At 58.8% G+C, this 23,318-nt stretch carries 5 protein-coding genes; all 5 read left to right on the forward strand.

The window, feature by feature from the left end:
- The first annotated feature begins 3,024 nt into the window (after positions 1–3,024).
- The 5 genes from IPP68_08935 to IPP68_08955 all read left to right on the forward strand — a co-directional run bounded on the left by IPP68_08935 (position 3,025) and on the right by IPP68_08955 (position 22,917).
- Positions 3,025–3,342 carry a hypothetical protein gene (locus IPP68_08935; GenBank protein MBL0350483.1) on the forward strand — a complete coding sequence of 106 codons (318 nt, stop codon included), beginning with the start codon at positions 3,025–3,027 and terminating at the stop codon, positions 3,340–3,342.
- Between the two features lie 168 nt (positions 3,343–3,510).
- The gene (locus IPP68_08940) at positions 3,511–3,762 is read left to right on the forward strand and encodes a hypothetical protein (protein MBL0350484.1); all 252 of its coding nucleotides are present in this window, start codon (positions 3,511–3,513) and stop codon (positions 3,760–3,762) included.
- 327 nt (positions 3,763–4,089) lie between these two features.
- Positions 4,090–4,341 (forward strand): hypothetical protein, encoded by a 252-nt coding sequence (locus IPP68_08945; GenBank protein ID MBL0350485.1) that lies wholly within the window; start codon positions 4,090–4,092, stop codon positions 4,339–4,341.
- Positions 4,342–4,438: 97 nt separating this feature from the next.
- Positions 4,439–5,680: a hypothetical protein gene (locus tag IPP68_08950; protein ID MBL0350486.1), complete on the forward strand. Its 1,242-nt coding sequence runs from the start codon at positions 4,439–4,441 to the stop codon at positions 5,678–5,680.
- Entirely contained in the window at positions 5,677–22,917 is a 17,241-nt protein-coding gene (locus IPP68_08955; protein ID MBL0350487.1) for a hypothetical protein, read from the forward strand. Before IPP68_08950 ends, IPP68_08955 begins: the two co-directional genes overlap by 4 nt.
- The last annotated feature ends 401 nt before the right edge of the window (positions 22,918–23,318 follow it).

Here is a 23,318-nt window from a genome sequence, read left to right on the forward strand (position 1 = left end):
CCGCCCACATCACGTCGAACACCCAGAACGCGATTGTTTGGGGTCAAGCGTGTCGTCCCGCACGATTTCGCAACATTACCTGCCCGCGTCCGAAGGGAACGTCAACGCCACGGAATCGGACTCCGGACGTTTCATTACCTGCCAACGCGCGCGGGCACTGACTCGGGCGGTGGCCCGCCCCACCACGGAACGACCACGGCATCCGATTACACCCCCCAACCCCCCACCATCCCCGGTTTGATTTCAACACGACACGGCGGATCGTAACATCGCCGTCGTTTCGCACTACCGCCACGCGTTCGACCACGAATTCGACCGGACCAACACCACGACCCGACACGACCACGAATTACGAATACAACGCCTTGGGCCAATCCAACGAAGGTTGAGCACGGCTGACAGCACGTCCATTTCGCAGTGCCGGACGACCGATACGGCACCATGGAACGACGGGACCTGCACACGACGACCGTCATGGCCATCCACAACGGCCAAGGGGTCGCGGGAGGAAGCGTGACGACCAGCGACCTTTACCCGGCTACGCGGCCTCGAATTACACGGCCGCCATCAACCACTCCCACAACACGTCGGGGACGCCTAATGAATACAACGGTGGCCAGGCCAGCTGGTCCGACCCGGGGCGTGTCTTCCGGTTACGACAAAAAGAACGCTGACGGGCACCGTGAGTCATTCAGTGCCTCGGGGACACCACCTACGTGATTGCGGGGACAATCCGTCGGGACAGCCACCCACCGCCGGACCACGACCTACAGCGCCCACGACGGGTCGAATTACGGCACCGCGCGGACATTTCGGAACAGCGAATCCAACACCGGTTACAGCGTCGATTTTTACAGGCCGCGATTGGGGCGGGACCACCTTTCCTCCACCCAGCAGACGCTGGACCTCGATGGAGCGTCGTGGACTTATTCCTACACGAACGGCTGGTCCAATCCTGATCGTGGTGGCGGGCCAAACCTTCGAGAAACACACCGAATCAACGACGACCCACCTGATCCGACTGATCAACGACCAGCGTCGTCGATTATCAGTATTCCGGCAGCCGTCATGACTGAGCCACCGGGCATTCCGAGGAACGACCGGGGAAATTATTTGGAACGACGCTAATCGCGACGGGTTTAATCGGCAACGGGAAACGGTCATCGAGTCGGGAACGACCTGCACCGATAACACCTACCGCATCATCAACGGCAACGCTGAAGTGGTCCATTCGCAAACCCACAGCAGCAGCGGCGTGCCGCCGGGCGACGCGTCTCATGAATCCGACCAATCCATGGATTTGTTGTTCTGTGTCGGTCAGATGACCGGCGCTAAAGGCCTTCTCACTCGACCAACAGGGAAAACGTCTACCCTAATCTGGCGGCTTGCGGCCCAGCGGGTCGTTGCGGATCTTGGATCAAAGCTACGCTGTCGGGTGGGGCAAACCGTTCTTGCTTCCCAAACGACCAACACGACCATCACCACGAACGCCGCGTCCGACACCCCCCCGCAACGTTTTGAACTACACCCACAACGCCGCGGGCCGTGGCTGACGAACGGCAACGGCACCACCACCCTCCACCACCCAGCAATTCAACGTGACCCGGACGGGAACGGGAGCGGCACGTGGACCAGCGTTACCAACACTTCCACCTCGGATGCAAACCTACCAGCGTTGGGGTGGCTGGATCTGATGGTCTCCTTAATCGTGACGCAAACCTCCGGCTCGCACCCTGACGGGTCGACCGAGTCCCAAGACCTCACCATTTTTAATTCGTTCAATCACGCGGGGCAGCTGGTTGGGGCCTACGCGCGCGGAACGTTTCAGCAGCACGGACGGCGAAGGGAACACGACCTGCGTCCCTCACGCAGTATTTCCGCGTATTGAACGGGCAGGCGAAAATCTTCGTTCCGACCTCTGTTTCCGAGCACCACCGGGCAAGGGAACAGCCATCCGGAAGTCACGACTAATTATTCCTATTGACGCCCAGCCGCCTGACCGGCGTTACGGGGTCCGTACCGCACCGGCACCAGCGTTTCCGAGGACGGGCGGAAGAGCAATTATTCGGGGGAACATCGCCCAGACCTTCGTCGTCATCAACGGCCGCTTCTTGATTAGGGCGAACACGTCGACGACGACGAGCCACTTCCGGACGAAGAAGGCATGCCGTTACACGACCACCTCCATCACCACGACGCATCTATGACAGCGCGGGCCGATGATCGGCGCGGAGGCGGACGGGACAACTTTCAATTGTCGGAGTGGATTCCCGCAAGGCCAATGGAACGACCCAATCGGTTTCCAGCGAGTCCTGCATGGCTTATTACCAACGGTATGGCGCCATGCCGACCGGGTCCAGCTCCACCTCCGGTGGTCCATCGTGGGCGGCATATTTCGGAAGGGGCACGATTCACCAGGAAATGGGCATTTTCGCGGGTTCGGCGAAAATATTGGAATCGTCCTCGCGCATCGACACCGTACCATTTACAGCGAATCCCAGTCGAGCGTCTCTGATACGGTCGGCACGCCCACTTACAGCTACGACTGGGAAAGCGGCGTTACGTCTCCGACGGCGATGGATCCATCGTGACGACCCACACCACGACGATACGCGATACTTCAATCGATTCTTACAGCAATTCCCTGAAACGTACAAGTATGACTCCAACGGCCGTCGCATTGGCCGGTGGAACCGTCCACACAGACGGTTTTCGAAGAGGGATGGGGCACTTTACGTCGGACCGCACCGTAACGGTCTCAACAGCAGCGGGCGCACCTCCGCTCACGTCGAAAATCGATGGACGAAGGCAAAGGGACCCCCCACCGAGCGTAATTCCATCACCTACAACTCCATCGGCCAGGTTTATTCCTACAATGAATCCTACTCGAAGAACGGCGGCGTCCCGTCAGCGTCCAAGTCCATTGGACGTCGCATGATTCCAAAGGCCGCGAATACCAGAAGAACCAAAGCGTTCAGTGGACCAATTCCACCTACGGCATGGTCCCGGGAGTCAGCGACGGGCGTGAACGGCTGGGTCAACGGCAACGCCAACGTCACGATCACCAACGCCTACGACAACGCCGACCGCTTGGTGGACCAGCAGGCCAGCGGAACGGTTTACAGCGGCTACAACGCCAACCAGGCGCGCTACGAAGGGTATTTTTCCGCTTTCGGATTCTCTTCCCACCAATACAACATGAAATACGACGTCTACGGGCGCCTGGTCTACAACGACTACTCCAATTACATGCCCGGCTCACCACCGTGGGCTGCGGAAAACTGCAGCAAAACCGTCAACACCATGTTGTGGACCAGCGGGGACCAGTTCCTCGGACTTTGACGAATTCGGTCGCGCCCACCGGGTTTCAACTCCTATTCGAATTCGGACGGGAGCAGCGGATGGCAGAACACCTACGACATTGTTTTCGATAACGCCACCGGCAACGTCCTGAGCCAGAACGAACAATACCACAGCTACTCGCCTCCCGTGGGCAAGGGCGGGGGCACGGTGACCGACGGATTGAAAATCGTCACCAACCACTACGACAACCGAAACGAACTGACCTGGCAAGGACGAAAACAAGGTGTGGAACACTCCGAAACCCTGGGCGGCGGCGGCGGGTGCATGGACGGCATTTTCGGCAAGTTGCTCATGGCGATCGTGATGATCGCCGCGATTTATATTGGCGTGGGATTGGCCATTAATTTCCAATGGGCCGCCCTTGGCGAACAACTGGACGCGATGGGCGTCGTTGCTTGACGCGGCGGCGGTGGTCGTCGGTGGGCGGCGTCGCGGCCGGGGCCATGACGGTCCTTTGTGTGTTGGCGGTTTCAACATTCGTCGTGAGCTTCGATGACCTACATGATGACCGGGAACTGGAAATGGCTTTGTTGTCCGGGTTAATGGCCGCGGCATCCTCCGTGGCGACCCTTACATGGGAAGCGCCTCGTTCACGGGCAACGGGGAGGCGGGCGCGATCGGCAGGCACCGGGCAAAGCGCCCTGAAAACGAGCGAAGGTTTTCAAATGAAATTGCAGGCAGCATTTCTAAAATATCGCGAGTGTATTCGATGTGACGGGCAAGGCAGTGAACGTCATCACCGCGGCTGTGAAAGATTTCATTCGTCAAGCGGTCACCATCGTCGTTTCGGACACATTCCAACAATACGCCCCCGATCTTGGTTACTTGACCGGCGCAATTACACAAGGCCTCCTGGCCTTTGGCGGCATGGGCGACCTCTCGAAAATGCTGGACTCGAAAGTCCTATTGCAGAAGGCGGCGGTGATCGCGGCCGGACAATTGGTCGATAAAGCCCTCGGCCCCAAAACGGCTGGATGAGTTCGCTGTTGATGGTTGTCGTTGGCTTTACGCAGGTGGAACGTCGGCGGAAGGGTTTTCTTCTCTCCCTTCCAAGGGCGACCTGTGGCGCGGCCTGATGAATTCGTTGGCGACCAAAGCCAATCAACTGCTTCAAAAACGATACGCCGGCGAAATGAGCACCTACTCGAAGATCGTCGACGGCAAAGTCGTGGGCTCCAAAAGCACCGCCGTCGGGTTTCTTCTGACGGACAGCGTTCGAAACATCGGAAACTTCCTTGGCGAACAAGCGGCGAGGTCCTTGCCCCCGTCGAAAGGGCCCCCAGCGCGAAGGCTCAATCCACGATGCGGGAAGTGGCCCAAGCCAACCTGCCGGATAGTCAGCCTCGGGCTCCGTCGGATGGCGGCTTTCGACCTGGCCTTGACGGCCGTGAACGGCGACCGGGCCGCTGGGGCAAGCTTTCGGTCCTCCGATGACGCCCAATCGGGCAATCAAGAGCGTCGGGCGACTTTAAGCGACATCGAATCCGGCAAATTCAATAAAGAGTTGGCCGGCAACGCGGACTTTGTGGCGGCCGCCAAGGCCATTGGGATCACCGACATTGCGTCGCAATTGTTAAAAGACGCCTTCAATCCCATCGACTTGATGATGCAATCCTGGAGCCGGGCGGACCGCCAAGCCTACGAGGTCACGGACCCCCGATCGGCCACGGATGGGCAGTTGCGCATGGCCGTTCTGGACCTCGATAAATTGGACGCCCAAAGCAAAGCGAATCTGCTTTCGCTGACCAAAAACGAACTCAAGGCCTTTTTCGAAAGTTACAACCCTAAAGAGATTGTTGGGCAAATCAAGCTCGGCCTGTTGGGAAGCGACAAAGTCCTCATTTTTGAAATCAAAGGATCGGCCATTCGGGACCCCAAAACGCGAGATTTCATCCGAGATGCCAAATTGGGCGAAGCGACCGTTCGTGTCATTCACGACTTTGATTCCGGCAAGATTTTCCTCGATCTCACGAAACAGTTCGGGGATGGCAAGATCAAAGACGCCAAAGGCGCTGAGCAATTCATGGGCTTCCTCAAAGCGGCTTACGGTGAAAAGTCCGAATTATTTGAATCGTTGAAAGCGAATCTCAAGGCCTTGGGAGGCGACGAATTCCTTAAAGGCGCCACGGTTAAAAAGTTCCTGGTCTCTGTGAACCAAGGCGTTGATGGTTCCGTTGAGATCGGCAAATCCTTCGACAGTTTGGATGGCCGTTTACAGCGGTTTGCGAGCGGATTGGGCTACGGCAAAGGCCAAGAAGTTAATTTCCAAATCGACCTCAAATCCGGAAGTATTTTCTCCTGGGCCGGGAACCCATGACGGTGGCGAATGTCACTTCGGACCTGACCGCTAAATTGCGCTCCTCGGGCGTTTCCGAAAGCGATGCCAAGGAAATCAGGAAAGCCTTCAGCGACGAGGCCGGCGCTTTTACGATGGGCGTCGATTTGAAACTCACCGCCCGAGCCATGGAGAACGGGACCATCGAAGGGGCCCGGGTCCGTTTTGAGGGCGATGTGAAACTGGTCAATGATTCGACGTTAAATCTCGGCGGCCTCGGGAGCGTCGGAGGCAAGGTCGCCTTCAATTTGACGGTCGACCAGGGCAAAACCGCCGTGGGCGATCAGATCGACTTGAAACTCAACGGCGAACAAGCCAGCACCTTGATTCAAAAAGTGCAAAACAACGAAATCAAGCTTGATGGTCGCCCGCTGGAAGCCATCTTAAAGGAACTTCAGAATCTTGAAGCCAGCGGCTTCAAAGAAATGACCGTTCATATCACCAAATCGGGCGAAGGCGACAAAGTTCAAACGCGCGAAACGGTGTCGGTTGAAATTGACGAATCGAAAGTGAGCGCCGATGTCAAAGCCCAGTGGGCCTCCCGCGGCATTGTGGCCGAGGGCGGCGTTTATTCCGTCTCTTTCCGAAAGAACGACGAGGGACGAATCGACACGTTGGCGACGTTGAAGGCCGACGCCGTCATCGGCGGCCAAGCCACCGGCGGGGTCATCGATAAAACGATGGTCATCGACGGCACCAAGCGGGACGTCAAAGCCATCGAACTGGGCAATGGTCTCTGGCGCATCGTGTCCGGAGCGGAAACGACCACCGGCAATACCTTCTTCGCGCGCGAACGAAAATTGGTGGAAGGGGACTTTTTTGATCAAGTGAAAGTCACGCCGACCATCGTTTACGACGAGGGCGGTCGAGCGACCACCGTTGCCTTCACGGCGGAAGCCGCGAACCCGGGAGGAAAATTCGCATTGCCCGCGCTTCCGGGACAGATTTTCCGGGGAGGAGCCGTTGAATATAACACGATCACGGGTCAAGTCACCTCCTCCGCCGGCGCCGAGCGTCTGACGGAGGTTCGAAAAGACGGCACGACGTTCCACATCGTTCAACAGTCGAACCGGCTGGGCGGGTGGACGGCGGTTCAAAGCCGACCCGGGTTTATTTTGGGCGGGGATTTCCGCCCGACCGACGGATTGGCCCTCTTCGCGCAAAACGGTTTGGTTGGGGCCAAGATGTTCATCGACGGCTTCCAAGTCAAAATCAACTCCTCCGTCCAGACGAAAGACGGCGGTTTGCAGCTCACTTTCGCGGAAGGCACCAAGGACAGCCGCGGACATTCAATCATCGGCGTCAAACTGTCGGCGTCGCTGGAAGTCCTTTCAAAGTCTTACAGCGTCACGGAACCGACGACGGTGAACGGCGTGAAAGTGACTCCCACGAACCGCCTGGACCTGGACCGGGCACCGCAAAGCACCTCCGGCGGTTCCGGACCCGCGGGTTCGCCGGACCCCATGAACGGGGGCCGCGCCCCGCTCGGCCCCATCGGTCCCAATTTCCACGCCCAATCCGATGAGTCTCCGGCGGGCGAATTGGCCTCCTCGCAATTGCAGATCGGCTCGCCGAGCGCGGCCCTCGCCGCCACCACCCCGAACGGTGCCGCGGTGGTCGAAGTGGATCGGTATGGCAAAGTCAATTCCGTGACCAACGCCAAGTTCGATTTGGCCAGCCTGGACACAACGTCCGCCGGGTACAAAGGGAACATTCGAGTTTCAAACGCCACCAATATGGATGCTATTCAACAGCAACCGGATGGAACCTTTGCCATCAAGGCCGAAACGCAAATCCAAATCCGGGACAACGCCGGCAATTGGCGGGATGTGACCGCCGCCGCTGGAGGAACGATTCGCATCACCGGAAATGGGGCGGTGTTTGAAGGTTTCGCCGATGTTTCATCGAATTCGGCGCTCTCTGTTAAACGGGGAGGTAACGAGGGCGGGGCTTCCGGCACGGCCCGCGACACGGTTGCCGTCCTTCATGGGCAAACAGCCTCCCACGACATCGTTTCGGGCAAGCTTTTCATCCAAGGCGACCAAATTGTCTGGCAAACCGGGATCATCCGCGTTGAAAACGCCGCCAAAGGGATGGTCGTCGCGGGTTACACGGTGGAAACCGATGGATCGGCCTTTACCCTCAATGCCCGGGGCATCCCCGGAGCCGAGAAGGGTCTCACGGTCACGGCCGGCAGTCTTTCGCAAAGCTCCGGCGGGGTGACGCATCGTTGGATGGCCAATGGCGCTGAATCGCTGACGTTCGCCCAAAAAGGCGCCTCCGCCAACGGTTTCACCTCGCAATCCAGCGGCGTGGTAACACTGACGTTTAATAAAGGGGGAGAGGTCCAGGTTTCCGCGGGTGGAATGGTCACCCAAAGCGTCGGCGTTTTAACGCGCGAGTTCACGGGCGTATTGGGCGCCGATGGGAAAACCGTTACGGAAACCAAGCTCTCCTACCGGGGCCAAGAAGTCGTCGCTTATCAAAAGGTTGGCGATGGGGAAGCCTTTACCGTCCGCGTTGAGCGCAACGGCCAATCGACCTTTGTAACCTTCCGCGCCGCGGCGAACGCCTCGACAGCGACGGAATTGCGCGCCGGCGATAAAGTGATGGAGCGGTCTTATGGCGATCACACCGTTTCCGTTGTGGTTTCGGAAAGTGGCCGCATGACCAATCGCGTTGACGGCCGGGACGTGATTAATTCCGTTCGAGCCGACGACCAAAAAGGCGAATACCTCATTACGGCCACAACCTCCAAAGGGGAGCGGACGTATCAGGCGTTCTACCTTTCCGCCGACTTCAAATCTTTCAACCAATTGAACGACGGCGCCGTCCTTAAATCCGAAGCCATTTCCGAAGGCGGCAAATCGCACACCTTGGCTTACGTCTTCAGCGCCAACACCCAGGGTGGCATTGCAATCCGTCTCGACAACATGCCCACGGAAGTCGTGTCGGGCTCCAAAGGAACGCAATATCTCACAGTCCAGGTTGCGACCGGCGTTTTCCAATCCTTTGAACTTTCCAAGACGGAATCGGGCGCTCTGGGCCTTAAACGCCTCGAGGACAACACCGCCTTCAGCGTTAAACAGGACATGAAGTTGAAAAATGCCGATGGAACGACAAAATCCATCGAAATGGCCACGGAGTACAAAGTCCAGGACGGCAGACTGCGTCGGGGCAATACAACGCTGGACGGGCAAACGCTCGTCAACGAAGTCGCTATCGGAGGCACTCGATACCTCATCACACAAGCCCTTCGAACCGAGGCATTCCAAGGCAAGGCTTACGCCTTATCGGCGGACGGAACCACGGTCGAGCAAATGAAACGAGGCTTTGTCACCGAAGAGACCACGGGCGATGTGAAAACCCGATTGGCGGTCGGTGCTCGCACAGCCGACGTGACGCGATTCCTGGTTCGCGACCCTCAGACGGGCGCGCGGAATGTTGAAATCAACCTTTATTTTGACTCCGGGAAAAATGCTGCCTTCGCCGTATACGCTTCCGGCGATAAATCGCGTGGCGTTTATCTCACCGAGGGAATGCAGGTGGCCGGCGTGCTTGGCAAAGGCATGTCGTTCCGGGACCAACGGGGTATCACTTTGACCGGTGGAAACAAAGGGGAAGCCAACGTGACGTCGTACGATTACACCGTGGGCGGTAAAACCGTTGTGGCCACCCGGCAAGCCGACGGCCGCATGGTTTACAACGCGGCGTCGATGGGCAACCTGAAGACCGGATTGTCCGCCATGGGAATCAACGATGAAGCGAGCGTGTACACGGGCTCCGGATTCGCGACGTTGCGTCGAACCGAAGACGGCGTCCAACTCAAAACCAATGCGGCCGGGCTGGTCGTCGCCAAAGGGTTTGAACTTATCGACGGCCCGGTTACCGGAACGTCCTTCACTTTCCAACGGAACGGGCCCGTGACCTTCCAGGCCGGTTGGTTTACTTCGGACCAAGGCAACAAAATCACCTTTAGCGGCAACGCGCGCGGAGACTGGTCTTTTGACCAAGGCGGGTTCACGATGCTGGGCGTTCAATACGACGTCAAAAACGGCGTGGCCCTTCCTTCCCAAAGCAGCAGCGTGACGCTCATGGAAGGCACCTCGACGTTGCTGCTCACCCGAAACGGGTTTCAGCGATTCTCCAATGCGGGAACCGGCGACTTGACCATCGGGTTTAACCGTCAAGGCGGTCTTGTCGGCAATCAGGGCGACCGAATTTCCTTTAACGGTTCCATCTTCACCGCGAACAAAGCCGGAATGTTTGAGGCCGCGCGTTCGGTGACCCCCGCGGACAAAACAATTCCGAATAGTTTGACTCTCAAATTCGAGGCGGTAACGATCCACCGCCAGCTGAGCCTTGGCACGCGCGACGGCGTTCGTTCATGGACAACCGGCGGCGGTATCCGCGCTTACGTGTTTAACGGTGAAGTCAAAGAAAAAACTTTCGACGCCAACGGCACCCCGCGAGAAAATACCGTCAAGGTTAGCCTTACGATGGACAAAAATCTCACCATCACCGCGCTCTCTCGAGAGGGCGCCACCAACACCCAAAACGCGGAACTGAAAGCGACCCTCCAATCTGAACTTAACTTGGTGCGGGCGGGGCGCAATAATCTGGGCGCGAATGTCGTGTTCCTCGGCATGAGCATCAACCTCACCACGGGTGCGAAGGACGCCACGAGCAACGGAGCCACAATTATCCTTCAAGCCGCCGAAGCGGCGCAAGGCAAAGATAAAAAGGACCTCTCCTTCTTCACTTTTGCCGCCGGCAAGGACAAAAACGGGACCTTGGGGTCCACCATCGTTCAAAACCTCAACGGCGAACAGCGCGTGTTCGATGTTCGCTCCAATGGAACGATCTCGAACCTCGGTTCCCCGGCCGTTATCACCAAACGCCAAGCCATGGATTCCGATACCGGGAAAGCCATCGGCACCTATTCGGAATTCAAGGTCGCCGGCTTGTCCGAATTCACGAAAGGCGCGCTTTCGAGCGTCTTTGGGTTTAAGCAGGAGGGGATCTCCCAGCAATCGTTTGTCCTTCGAAGTCTCGATGGAAAAGAAAACGTCGGCGTTATGGTCATGTCCCCCACTGGCGAGGTGGCCATGGCGACCGGAAACGCCAAAGGAACGGCCCTTACGATATCCATGGGCAAACAGGATGAAAAAACCGGGACGATCGGGGTTTCCCTCGCCGGCACCGCTCAGCTGAGCGGCGCCCAGAGTCGCACGGTAGATTCGATCCAAGCCGCGTCAGGACACAACACGTTGACGTTGGCTTACACGCTACGGGCCATGGGATTCGATGTTCAAAAAGTGCTTCCTTCCCAGGCCAACGGCATTGATTTCAACAACAAACCGACTATGGCGGCAATCAACGGCCTCGTTGCGGAAGCCGCGACCAATAATGGAAAAACGACGAGCCGGGTGATCGGTGGTCGGCTCGTGGAGGCCACGGTTTCGACCTACCACGTCACCCAATACTCCGAAGTGCCGAGCCCGGATTGTTCCCACACGGTCACCGTAGTTGTTCACGAAGGCCAGGGGAAAGGCGGACGCACGGCGACCTTGACCAATGTATCGGTGACTTACAATCCGACCGCCGAATTGTTTGAAAGCGGCTCGACGCAGCTGGTCGTGTCTAATTTCCACGGAATCAAGAACGCCTCGTTTACGTGGGAAGGGGAGGCGGGCAAAAACGGTTCCTGGAAATTCGACGCCAGCACCCTCCAGGCGTTGAAATCCAACCGGGAATTCGTCGAATCCTATCTTGGTGTTGAAATCCGAAACAACGTGCCGGGTCTGGTCTCTTTGAACCTCGGGCAACTTGAAAATATCAGCGGGCAACTGATGGGGACTTTCGACATGGCCATCAGTAAGGTCTCATTTAAAGGATCAACCATGGTCCTGGAAAGCCGGGCCGCCAGTTCCGTTATTGATCAGGCGGCGTCGGACAGCAAGTCGGACAGCAAAGGGAGCGGCGGGTGGCGGAAGGCCGACATGGAAGTCCGAACGCTGAACGGAGGCGACCGCGTCCAGCTTTCGGGAACCATCATGTTTGAACGCAACGCCAACGGTTTTTCGCCCGTTCTCACCGGGCAGGGCGTTACCCTGGATTTCAAGGACGCCGCGGCCGCCTCACTTTGGCACCGGGTGAGCGTCGAAAAATTCACCTACAACGAATCGGGCAAGATGGTTAAAACCGGCGACGGTTCCTGGGGCGCTTTCTTCACCGACTTCGGATCCAAAGTGGGCAACGCCGCCGCCTACGCCGGACGTTCGGCCTGGGGTTTCGTGGGGGGAACCATCGACGAATCGGCCCGGGAAACCAATATTCGCGATCTGATGCGGTACGATGTCAACGAAAAAATATCTTCCGAAGACGAAAAGTCGGCCGGTTGGAAATCCCTTGGAGCCGTTGTGGATGTGGCTCTCATTGTGACAATTCCCTTCGGGGTCGGTGTTGCCGGCCGTATTCTCGTGACCGGCACCCGCCTTGCCTTTGCGGCGGAATCCTTCACTGAAGGCGCCGTCATTATGGGTCGCACGCTTCTGTTGATGGCCCCGACAGCCCAGGAAGCGGCAACCGGTTGGGGTTCCCGTGTGTTGGGTGAAACGGCGTTGTCTCGTCTCGCGGGATCGGCCGTCATTGCGGGCCACCAGTTCGGTCTAATGACCGCGGTAATCAACTCCGGGATTACGGTTGTTAACGGCGAAGGCGTTTCCGTTAAATCCCTAGCGGAAAGTTACGTGTCCGGCTTCAAAACCGGCATGGTGCTCGGAATGGCGGCCACGGCGGCCGCGCCCGTTTTAAAAGTGGCCGCCGAGCGGATTGCTCAAGTCGGCGGATCCGCCTTTGTGCAATCCGTTTCGGCGGGCGCTTCGGTGCGTATTGCCAATGTCGCCACCACCATTGAAAAATTCTCTTCTGAGGCTTTTGGCGTTGGCGCCACCCAAACGATGGGCCAGGTCGGCCGAATTGTGGCCTCCGGCGCTTCCTACGCGGTACGCTCCTCCGTGACCGGCGCGGCGACCATGGTTGGGTTCACCGTTGTTAACCGTGCCATGAATTCCATGGCCACCGGCCAGGAATTCAAGATCACTCTGAATGAATTGGGTTATCTTTCCGCCATCGGGGGAATGGCCGGCTTTGCCATGTCGGCTTTCCTCTCCCGGGCCGGCGGTTTCGCCGCCAATGCGGAAACGAACCTCAGCAAGTTGGCGGCAAACCCCCTGGCGGTTTCAGAACTCGGCCTCAAAGGCGCAATCAACTTCGGCCTTATGGGCCCCATGTTCGACTTGGCCAAAGCCGCTTTGCAAACGCCCTCGGAAGCGATACAGCGATTCTTCGGCGTGGACATTTCAACCCACGACGCCGGCCTTCTTAAGGGCAACGAAGGGTTTATGGGGCTGGTCAAAACCGAATTGGTTTCGGCCTTGACCATGGCGAAAACCGGCCTTTGGTTCAACGTATTGAGCGCCGGAGTTCTGCACGGAGAACAGGCTTCCGCCGGGCGAAATCTCAGCCTGGGCGAGAAAATAATGCAAGTCGCCACGACTTATGTTGTCAGTAATTCCGTCGCGGCTTTCCAGCTGGCCACGATCGAAACCGTCGCCGCCATCGGCTTGGCGTCTTTCTCCGATCTCACCAAAGAACAACGAGAAGCCGTGTCGAGCGACACCGGCTTTGCGCTGCTTTTGGTCGTGCCCCAGGCTCTGAGCGGTTTAAAAATGGCCTTCAGCGACAAGACCAGCGGATCGATCGGGCGTTCCGCGGAAGGTTCGACGGAAGCCAACGCCCTCTTTACGGGCGCCCTGGAAAAGCGGGCCTTCGATATTAAAGATTCTCAAAACGCCCCCGCCGGACGTCTTGCTTTTAAAGCGGGCGACATTCTCGCTATATCCGACATCAACGGCAAAGTGACCGCCAGCGTGGTTCGCCACGACTGGGCCTTGGAGCGCACACTCACCGGAACGGATTCTCTCTCAGTTCCCCGTGAGGGCGGATTTACGCATTATGTCCGCGTCTCCGATTCCATGGCCATCCGCGAGGCTCTGGACGCCTGGGGTGGAAACGCGCACGATTATATGGGCGCCGCGAAAACCCTCGAGACGTCGGACGGAAGCGTCAGCGCCACCAGCGAATCGGGCAAATCCCTGGAATTGACGCGCACTTCCGATGGGAAGGTTGACGTCTCCTTGGATGGGAAGCGCGTCGGCGGCATGGAATCTTCCCGGTTCGAGAATGTTTTTGCGAAAACCGCCTTCGTCAAAGCGAGCTTTGAAGCCACGGGAGCCGACTCGGCCACGTCGCTGCGCCAACTCCAATCGATGAATCTCGGCGTCAATGAATCGCTTAAAATCCCCGGCGCCGACGGTTCTCGAGGAGAAATGAAAGCCAACGCCGGCATCAAAGACATCGCGGCGGAGGAGTTGTTTGCTCAAATGGTCAGTCTCAACGCCGCGGTTCAAGTGCGCGGCGATGTGATTGAAGTCACGGTCAACCGAATGGCCTTGGAGAAAGCCATCCCCGGTGCGGCCGACCTACTTCCCAAAGGCCAAACGGGCTTATTGGTTTACGATCGTTCGGCCAAGACCATGTCTTTGCAGTTTTCGGCAAAAGCAAATCAAGTGGAGGGCATTTTAAAAGCCTACAGCGACCACGTCCAAGGAGCCAACGCGGCGGGGATCAAAGCCCCAACGGATTCGGTGACTGTCCGCATCGATGTTTCCAATGGCAAGATCGGCACTTTGCGAATGGAAGGAACCGTGGACCCCGCCAAGGCCGCTTCGATTAGCGCTTTGGAAGGCAAAACCTTCGAGGGCGAAGGCAACGTCAACATTGTTTGGCAATTGGAAGCCGGCCCGGGCAAATCGGCGTCGGAGAAATACAAAGTCCAAGTCGATCGTCCTACGGAAGCGGGGGCCCGCGCTCTTTGGACATTGGTGGAAAATGCGGGTAAAAAAACCGCCGACCTGACTGCACTAATGAATTTGGAAGGCATCAATAACCTTGGGGGTTTTTCTATCACTCTTAGCGGTGGCGGGAAATTAATTTTGGAGGCGACTCGACTGGTGTTTGATCAAGCGGGTTCAATGAACCTCCGAAAGGCCAATCCAAAAGCCTCCGGCGAATTGTTTACCGTCGCATCCCTTGCCGGGGATCTTGAGGGATCACGGCTTGAGGTTGGGATCAAAAAAATTGGGGAAAATGCCGGCCGATTGGACATGTTCGGCCTTAACGCCGAATCGCTGACCCTCGCGCGAGGAGCCAAGATTGAATTGCCGAAGGACATCAAGCCCACCGATGAAGTTTCGTTTTTGAAATTAGGATTGCTGCGGGCCCAGTCCTTGGCGGACAAAATCGACGGGTTCAACGGCATGCGGGTTGTCGGTTTCGGTCTTGCCGGGGAAATTCGCCTTCTGGGAAAAGACGGCGAACTCTCGCTGACCCCGGAAGTCAAAGAAGCGTTGAACAAGGCATGGCGGGAACCCCAGGAGGCCGGCAATCGCTACAAAGACTCTGTCGCTCGCGCGGAACAATTGGGTGAAGCGGGAGCGAAGTTCAAAACGGCGGCGCTGGAGGCCTTTGACGCCGACGTCAAATTCATGACTGGCGCGGGTTCCGAAAAAGCTCGCAACAAAGCCGATCGCAACGCTGAAATTGAATTCGTCACGGCCAGCCTCCGCGCCGATAACGGTCGCTTGACAGCCGAGGAACGGTCCGCCCTGGAAGGTTATCGGGAAGATCTCAATTCGAAAGACTCGAGAAACGGGAAAACCACCCCGCAAGATCACGCCGCCATGCGTGTGATTCGGGCCATCGGCGCAAATGGCGAAGGTTTAAAATCCGATGCAAAGCTCGACGCCGTGATGGCTATTGCCGCGCGCGCCATGGGTTTCCCCGACTTGACCGTTCCCCAAAAGGCGGCCCTCAAGTCCGTTATGGAAACATTCCGGACGCTGATGGACATGGCGGGCGACCCCAAAATCACGGCCGACCAGATTGCCAAAACCATGGAAGTCAAAAAAGACGACTTCCGCATGGTTCAACTTCTCGGCACCGGTGCTGGAAAAACGATTCTTTTCGCCATCTTAACCAAGTTGGTGCACCCGCTGAACACCAAATTGGGTCGTGCCACCTTCGTCCTCGCCGATACCCCCGGCAACGTCGACAACAACTATTCCACGACGCGGCGAGTCTGGGGCAATCAAATGGGCATCATGCTGAAGGTGACCGACACCACCGACCGTGCTGAAGTAGCCCGCGTGGCCCGGGAGGGCGGCGTTTTGTTCATGACCTACGGCACTTTGGCTGGACTGCGCATTAATGATCTGCGAGCCGAAGAAACCGGCACCAAAGACAGCTACGCCGTGAAGGATCGAATCGGCGTGGCCCTTTGCGACGAAGTGGATGCCATGGCCTTTATCCCCGCCACCATTTCCGGCGGATCGACCCGCGGTTTGGTCAGCGCCTTAGCCTCCGGCCAATTTAACGGCCTTGACGCCGCGGCCATCGCGGACCGTTTGGTCCAAGCCGGTCTTTCGCCCGAATTGGCGAACAAGGTGGCCAACAACAAAGTGTCGGCCGAGACGCTGGCTCGCGTGGCCGACCTGGGCGCCCCCATCCACCGATCCTTTGAAGCCGAATTGGGCAAAGCGGCCGAATTGTCGGACGCCCGTCGCGATGAAGCCATGCAAGGCGTCGAGGCGAAATTCGAAAAAATAATTTCGCAACGCGCCGGAGAAATCTTGGACGGCGGATTGTCGCGCTACGAGGCTATTTCTCTTCTTCGCAACGACGTGTTCGGCAAAATCGACGCGCAACGGACGGAGTTGGTGGAGTCGGTGACGGATAGGGCGGTTGAAGCCGTGGCCCGTGAAGTGCTCGGAATGGGGAACGACCGGGAGCTGTCGCCCGAGGAGATCGCCCAATTCCGCACCGCCATTCGGGAAGGGATGAGCGTGGAAGCCGAAGCCGCCTGGTTGCTCGGCAAAATGACCGGCGATATCCCCGAAGGCGTCAAGCCTTCCCATCAATTGGCCTCGGTCCTCGCGTCCCGCTTTGGTCAATTCGCCGATGGTCATAAATCGGCCGCCACGTTTGCCGAACATCTGAAACAACTAAGCGTGGAATTTGAACGAAACGCCGAATCCCACGGTTTAACCCCCAACGGCGTTAAATTGGCCATGGGTGTCGTTGAATTGGGCCGAGGCAAAGGTCTGGGCGACGAATGGGTTCAAAAGACCGCCGACAGTATGGCCGGCCGTTTGGCCGATGTGGGGGGGGTTCCTCTGGTGGTGGCACGGGAATACGCCCGCAACGCGCTTAACACCCTGGTCACATGGCGCGAAGGCAAAGATTTCTATCAGATCGGCGGCAAAACCGGCAAAATCATGATGGACAGCAATGGGGTGGCCATGGATCTGGTGCCGCCTCGGGGTACCATCCAAACCTTGCAGGCCCTGCTTGGCCTTTCGATCACCAAACCCATGGAAGGGGAACACAAGCAGGTCTCCGCCCTGGGGGCTTTGGAGGAAGGTCTCGGCTTCATCGGAATGTCGGGAACCTTGTCGAGCGCCGTGCGGGGTGTCTTTAAGGAAACCCTGGGGCATGACCTCAACGTTAAAAACGCCGGAACCCCCGAAATCAATACGCGGGATTTCACAATAAACGGCGAAACGGGTCGATTAGAAATGAAAGATACGAAAAGCTTGAGCGACGGGTCCAGCCAAGCGGTCACGTATGATCTGGCGGCAGATAACAAAGGGCGCCTGATTGAAGACCCCATGAGCAAGTTTGTCCTGTTGGGATTGGACGCACTGAACCCGGACCAACAGCTTATCGCAACCTTCGCCAACTCCCGGGACGCCCGGATCGCGCAGAAAGTCGTGGCCAAGATGCTCGAGGCCGACGGCAGGGGCGGCGAAAAGATCGCCCTGATCGACGGGACGATCACCGACGGCGCGGACATCACCCGAGTCGTGAAAGGTGGCGAAGACGGCAAGCAAGCGCAAAATCAGATCATATTGGGAAGCGTACAGCAGCTGGGTCGCGGGATCGACATTCAGCGATTCGAGAATAGCCAAAGCGTCCGACTCGTGATCGTTGACCCGCACCTGATGCCGGCCACCGCCTTGACTCAAAATGCGGGCCGCGTACTTGGTAATCGTTTCGGAAGTGACATTGACGATACCGGAAAGAAAATGACCATTTCCGTTTCACTTTTGACCGATGGTTACACGCTCAGCACACGATTGGACGCCAAAACTCTGGATGGTATGCGCACCGCGAGTGAAACCACCGGATCGGATGGGAATCCCCAATACCGCTGGGATATGCAAGGGGTCTTGGACGCGATGAACACCGAAACGCAGCGCCAAGACGTCTCAAGCACCCAAGGCAAAGGGAACAAAGTCCTGGTTCAACGCGAAGCCGCCGAGTCGTCTCTTGGCGGGGAAGCGTTCTTGACTCAGAAACAGGGACAGCCTCTTCGGACTTTGTCCGATATTCAATTCAAATTGGCCAATCAGGGCAATCCGGGTTTCTTTGATAAATTGAAATCCGTCCTGGAAGGGGCCGCCGACCTTTATCTGCTTCGAGGCGGCGAGCGCACGGCTCTCACCGCCGCGGGAATGGCCTTTGCCAACACCGCCGTCACCCTGGCCACTACGGGCGGAGCCGATTATCAGGCCGTTCAGCAGTTCCTGACCGCCGCTGGAGTCCAAGGCGTTCCGAGCGGCCAAATGACCGACGCCAATGTTTTGCGAGCGACACAACTGCTTGAACAATGGGGGAACGCCAATATTCAAGCCCCCAACGTCGCCCACAAGGAAGGCCAGACGAAGGCTCCCGCGACCGTGAACTTGTTGTCCGTCCTCACGGTCCAGGCGGCCGCCGCCAACAACTGGATTCCCTCGAACGACGATTCCTTTAAAGCGGCCTACATGAAGTTCGAGCAGTCGGGACATCGCGGGTTTGTTGATTGGATTCTTGCCAACGGCCTTGGGTCCGAGACCGCGGGCAAAGGCCTTCAAAAAACCTGGGACGCTTACCTGGCCCATCAATCGACCAGTGAGGCCTTTGAGAACAAATTGAATGCCCTTTCAACTTCACTGGGCGTTCTCAATTACCGTCACCTTCGGGAAGAAGCCCAAAAAATTGACACCGCCACCGCTAAACCGGAGGACGTCGATGGCCTCGTTCAAAGGCAAAATGACTTTTTGGCGAAAGCCAACGAGTCCCTCCGGGCTTCGGAACCGGGCTTTATCGTCCTGATGGACCGGATGGCGGCCGCCGAGGCCAAATTGAAATTGCAACAACAAAACCTGACGCTGGCTTCTTTGGGTATTATCGCCCTTGACGCTGGCGCGGTCGATCGAGCGCGGGGCTTTGCGGCCCTCCTGCCCGGGGCCAACCTTAACAACATCGAGCAGGCCGGGCAGGCGGTGTCTCTCCTTCGAAAAGCGGCGGCCGCAAACGGCGCCAATGAATCCCTCAACGCTCGCTGGGCTTCTCAACTGTCGCGAACCGTTTCGCTTTCCCAAGCGGCTTCGGACACTCGTCTATGGACGGCTCGGGGTCAACAGGCGTTTCTCAGCGACACCGTCACTTTCCAGGCCGCTGTTGGCCGACACGTGGCGAATCTTAAGGCAAACGTGCAAAACGCGTCCCAGCAGTTTAGCTTGGCGGCACCTGCTGAAAAATACCTCTTGCCCTTCCTGAGCCGTCGTTTGGGACCCAAAGCCGGTCCGCTTGTGGCCAAAGTGGCGGGATCTTCGGCTTTGCCGGCCGCCCTTTACGTGATGACGAGCACGGTCTGGATTTCGGCCGTTCCGTCGTTGTTGGCCGCGGGTTACTCGTTGGCGCGGTCTATTCCTGCCGCTCTGGCCTGGATGAGTTCCGTGAGGGGTTCTGGCGTCCGGGCCGACCTGTCATCGCTCGGTTCGGCGGATTCCTTTACCTCCTTTGCCGAAGCCGCAAATTCAGACCTTGGTAAAATAATCTACCCGAACCTGGAAATGGCCAAGAGTCGTTACAATCGAATCTCCGGCATCGAGCCATTCGCCAAATCGACCAGCTACGATCAGTTGGTCGGGCTGAGCGATGGGCAATTCAAGGCTCTTGAAAAGGTTGCCGCCGCCAGCGGCGACCAAGAGAACCTCCTGGCGCTTCGGGCCGACGAATCGTTGCAACCCTTCATCGACGCTTATTACCCCGAAGTGGTGGCCGCCGCTCGAGCCAAAGAACTCCCTACGGTTGAAACGCCGACTCTTCGGGAACAGGCGCCCACGACGACTTTGGGCACGGGGCACACCGTGGTGGCGCACCAAGGCGCCGTTCGGCCCGCCGAAGCGACCTTGCACGCGGCGGCCGTTGAAACGACGCCGGTCGTGGAACGGGTTCCCGCGAGCAATCCCACGCCTCCGGCGATCACGCCGACGACGGGAAAGAAATCCTTGTTCAATAAAGGGAACGGCGGCAAGAGTCGCGGCATGACCGATGTCCAGACGCCGGAGCCGACCGAAAACCTGCCCGGGGACGAAATGTCGAGCCGGGGCACACGTACGGCCGACAATTCCCTGTCCGAAGGGAACACCCAACCGACGGCCAACGCCTTCCAAGCGAGCGCCCAGCAAAACATTCTGGCGCCCGTCACGAAGGGGCTCCTGTCGCCCAACGCGACGTTCACCCAGAAAGCCCTCTACTGGTCCATGGGCGGGATCGTGATGCCCTTCGCCGAAGAAGTGGCCTTCCGTCACTTGGCCTTCTCTCACATGGGCCAACAGCTCTTCGACGGCGGGGCGCTCAACCTGGGCGCCTTGGCGGGGAACACCGTCCTCTTTGGCGCCCTGTTCGCCGCCGCCCACTCGGCGGTGGAAATCGGCGCCGCCATGCGGACCAACGGCGGCGGATTGAAAGGTTTTGCGGCCGCCCTGAAGGACAGCGGCCTCTGGAAAAACTTCGCCTCCCGCCTGGTCTTCTCCACGGCCATGACGGGTCTTTACCTCGCCGCCTCAGCGGCGGTCGGCCCCGTGGCCGCGCTCCTGATGTCCTCCGTGGCCCACGGGCTCTGGAACCTGCCCCGCATGATGGCCGAATACCGGCGGGAAACGGGAACCGAGGATCAAAGCTCCCGTCGGTCCCGGGGCGCGGTCACGGCGGCGGCGGTGGCCACCTTCCTGGCCACCCTCTCTCCCAAGGCCTGGGCGGGGTTGACGAACCCCAACGGCGAAGTGGCGTCGGTGGCCCAATTCAACGGCCGGAACGAACTGGTTTCCATCACCCCGATTCCGGGCGCCAACAACGGTCGGGAGACCACCGTGGTTCTGCCCAGCGCCGTGCCTCAGGGCGCCCTGATGGTCCACTCCCACCCCGGGAACGATTCGACCATGCCGTCCTTGACCGACCTTCAGGAAATCAACGGCCAGGCCCCCGAGGGCCTCATCTTGAACGGTCTGGGCCAATGGACCTACTTCAGCGTGGTCTTTAACGGCGGAACCGCCGCCTCTCTCGTCTCGACGCCGCCCGCCGACCAACCGGGCGTTCCGTCCGCGAACCCGAGCGTGGTTTCCGGCGGCCTGCCCCAATCCGGCGGGAACGCGGCCCTCGCTTATATCGAAATCACCGAAGGCGCCCCCGGAACGGCGCCCGCCACGTCCCGACAACCCTTGGCCACGTTCATCGCCAACGGGTTGCTGAACGGCGAACCCGTGCCGACCAACGCCGAGCACACGCCCTTCTTCGACAAGGTGTTGGGCTCCCTGCAAAGCGGCGTCGACACCCTGGAAGAGGACCTGGCGGCCAACCGGCTGACCCTCGAAGAACTCCGCCGACAGATCGACCAGTCGCAGCGGGCCGTCCAGGGGAACCCCATGACGCAACTGCACGCCACCCGGGCCTTCCTCGAGAAATCGCCCCTGGCGCCCTCCGCGGCCTACGCCGCCTTGGCCAATGACGCCCAGCGATTTGCGGCCCTGCGCGCCTTGAACATCGACAGCACGGAAATCGCCATGGATTCCAACGATCTCAAGGCCAAAGCGGCGAAGCTCAACGCCGCCTTGGACCGGGCCAAGGCCGACCGCCTGATGGCCAACTTGATCGGGGAAGCCGCCGGGCGGGCCTACAACCCGAACCTCTTCGGGCGGAACCGCCAATACACCGAAGCCGCCTTGACGGCCGTGGCCAACAAGGTCTTCTTGCCGCTCTTTGCCCGGACCTTGGGGGTTTCGTCCGATACGCCCCTACCGGAACTTAAAGTCGGCTGGGACGCTTCTCCGTCCAAGGCCAACGCCGCCCGGTCCTGGATGATCAGCCGTTGGGCCGATAACACCGTCCGCAACGACATCGATGTCCGGGGCACCGATCGCCTCGCCCTGATACTCGCCGTGGCGCACGAATCGGCCCACGCCGGTCTCATGGCGGCCTGGGGACGCCCCTTAAGCCAGGAAAGCCTGGACATGGAAGCCTTGGCCGGCGCCTTGATGGGAGTGTCCCTGAAGTCGCGCGCCGATCTCCAACCCTTGGCTCAATTCGAGGAAGTGGAGGCCCGTTCCTTCGCTGGGCGCAACCGTCCCGAGCTCTGGCGCGCCCGTGAAATCGCCCACGGCCTCTTGGCCAAAGCTCTGGCTCTGGGCGTCGCCAAGGGCCGCGAAGTTCGCGCCACCCTGGCCGCCGCTCAACAGGACGGCGGTCTCCTGGCCATGGCCTTGGGCGTCGGGCTCGGCAAAACGCCGGTAAAATCCACCGAACCCTTGGTTTACATGGTGTCGGCTTCGGACCTGATCGCCCGCAACAAAGTCCTCGAACAGGCCGCCACCAACATCGACGCCTTGGCCCGGAACCTGCGCGCCGACGAAGGCAAGGTCTTCCGCATTGTCGTCGTCAACAACCTTGCGCAACGTCAGGGCGACTGGCTGAAGGTCACCAAACGGTTGAAAGGCGTCAAAGGCGTGTCTTTCCTGGATAAATCCCAGGTGCCCGCCGGCGCCATTCAGGACCGCACGAACAAAGTCGTCCTGGACCGCTTGATGCCCAAACTGGCCGAACTCTTGAGCCTGAGCCGCGACGCCAAGCTCCGGATCGCCCTCCTCACCGGCGCCCGGGAAAGCTGGATCGCGGACCTGACGCAGGTCCTCGTGATCCCCTTGGCTCAAGCCGTCGGGGAATTCATGAAGGCCATCGACGCCATGAAGGTCGCCAGCCAAAGCGCCTAAGGCGAAACACCTTCTTAAACCGGAAACCCCGGTCCGCTGTAAAGGCGGGCCGGGGTTTCTTCATTTAATTGCCTACCAAGCAAGGCCGTGTTCCCGCCTATTCCACCCGTCCCGTGGCCCGGGACCACGAGCCCCCGGAGAGGACTCTTCGGTTCCATGGCCAGTTCGAAACGGGTGGGGATAACAGGTCGAATGGATTCCAAAAGGGGAAACCCTTCAACGGCGAAGGACTCATTGATCCTGGGGGGGTGATTCATCGGCCGATGACCCTGCGCGGAAAGGAAGGGCCCTTCTGTTTCGAAGGGCTGTCTTGAAACCCTATCGGGCAGCGAATGGCGTCTTCGCCCGAGGCCATTGAGGTCCTTGGCTTACGGATCCCAAGGGAGGGCGCGACTCGGGAC

The sequence above is a fragment of the Elusimicrobiota bacterium genome, from assembly GCA_016722575.1.
Taxonomy (GTDB): domain Bacteria; phylum Elusimicrobiota; class Elusimicrobia; order FEN-1173; family FEN-1173; genus JADKIY01.

Excerpts from the sequence above, each read along its gene's own strand:
- IPP68_08950 (MBL0350486.1), top strand. The coding sequence starts at position 4,439 with ATGAATTCGTTGGCGACCAAAGCCAATCAACTGCTTCAAAAACGATAC.
- IPP68_08955 (MBL0350487.1), top strand. The coding sequence starts at position 5,677 with ATGACGGTGGCGAATGTCACTTCGGACCTGACCGCTAAATTGCGCTCC.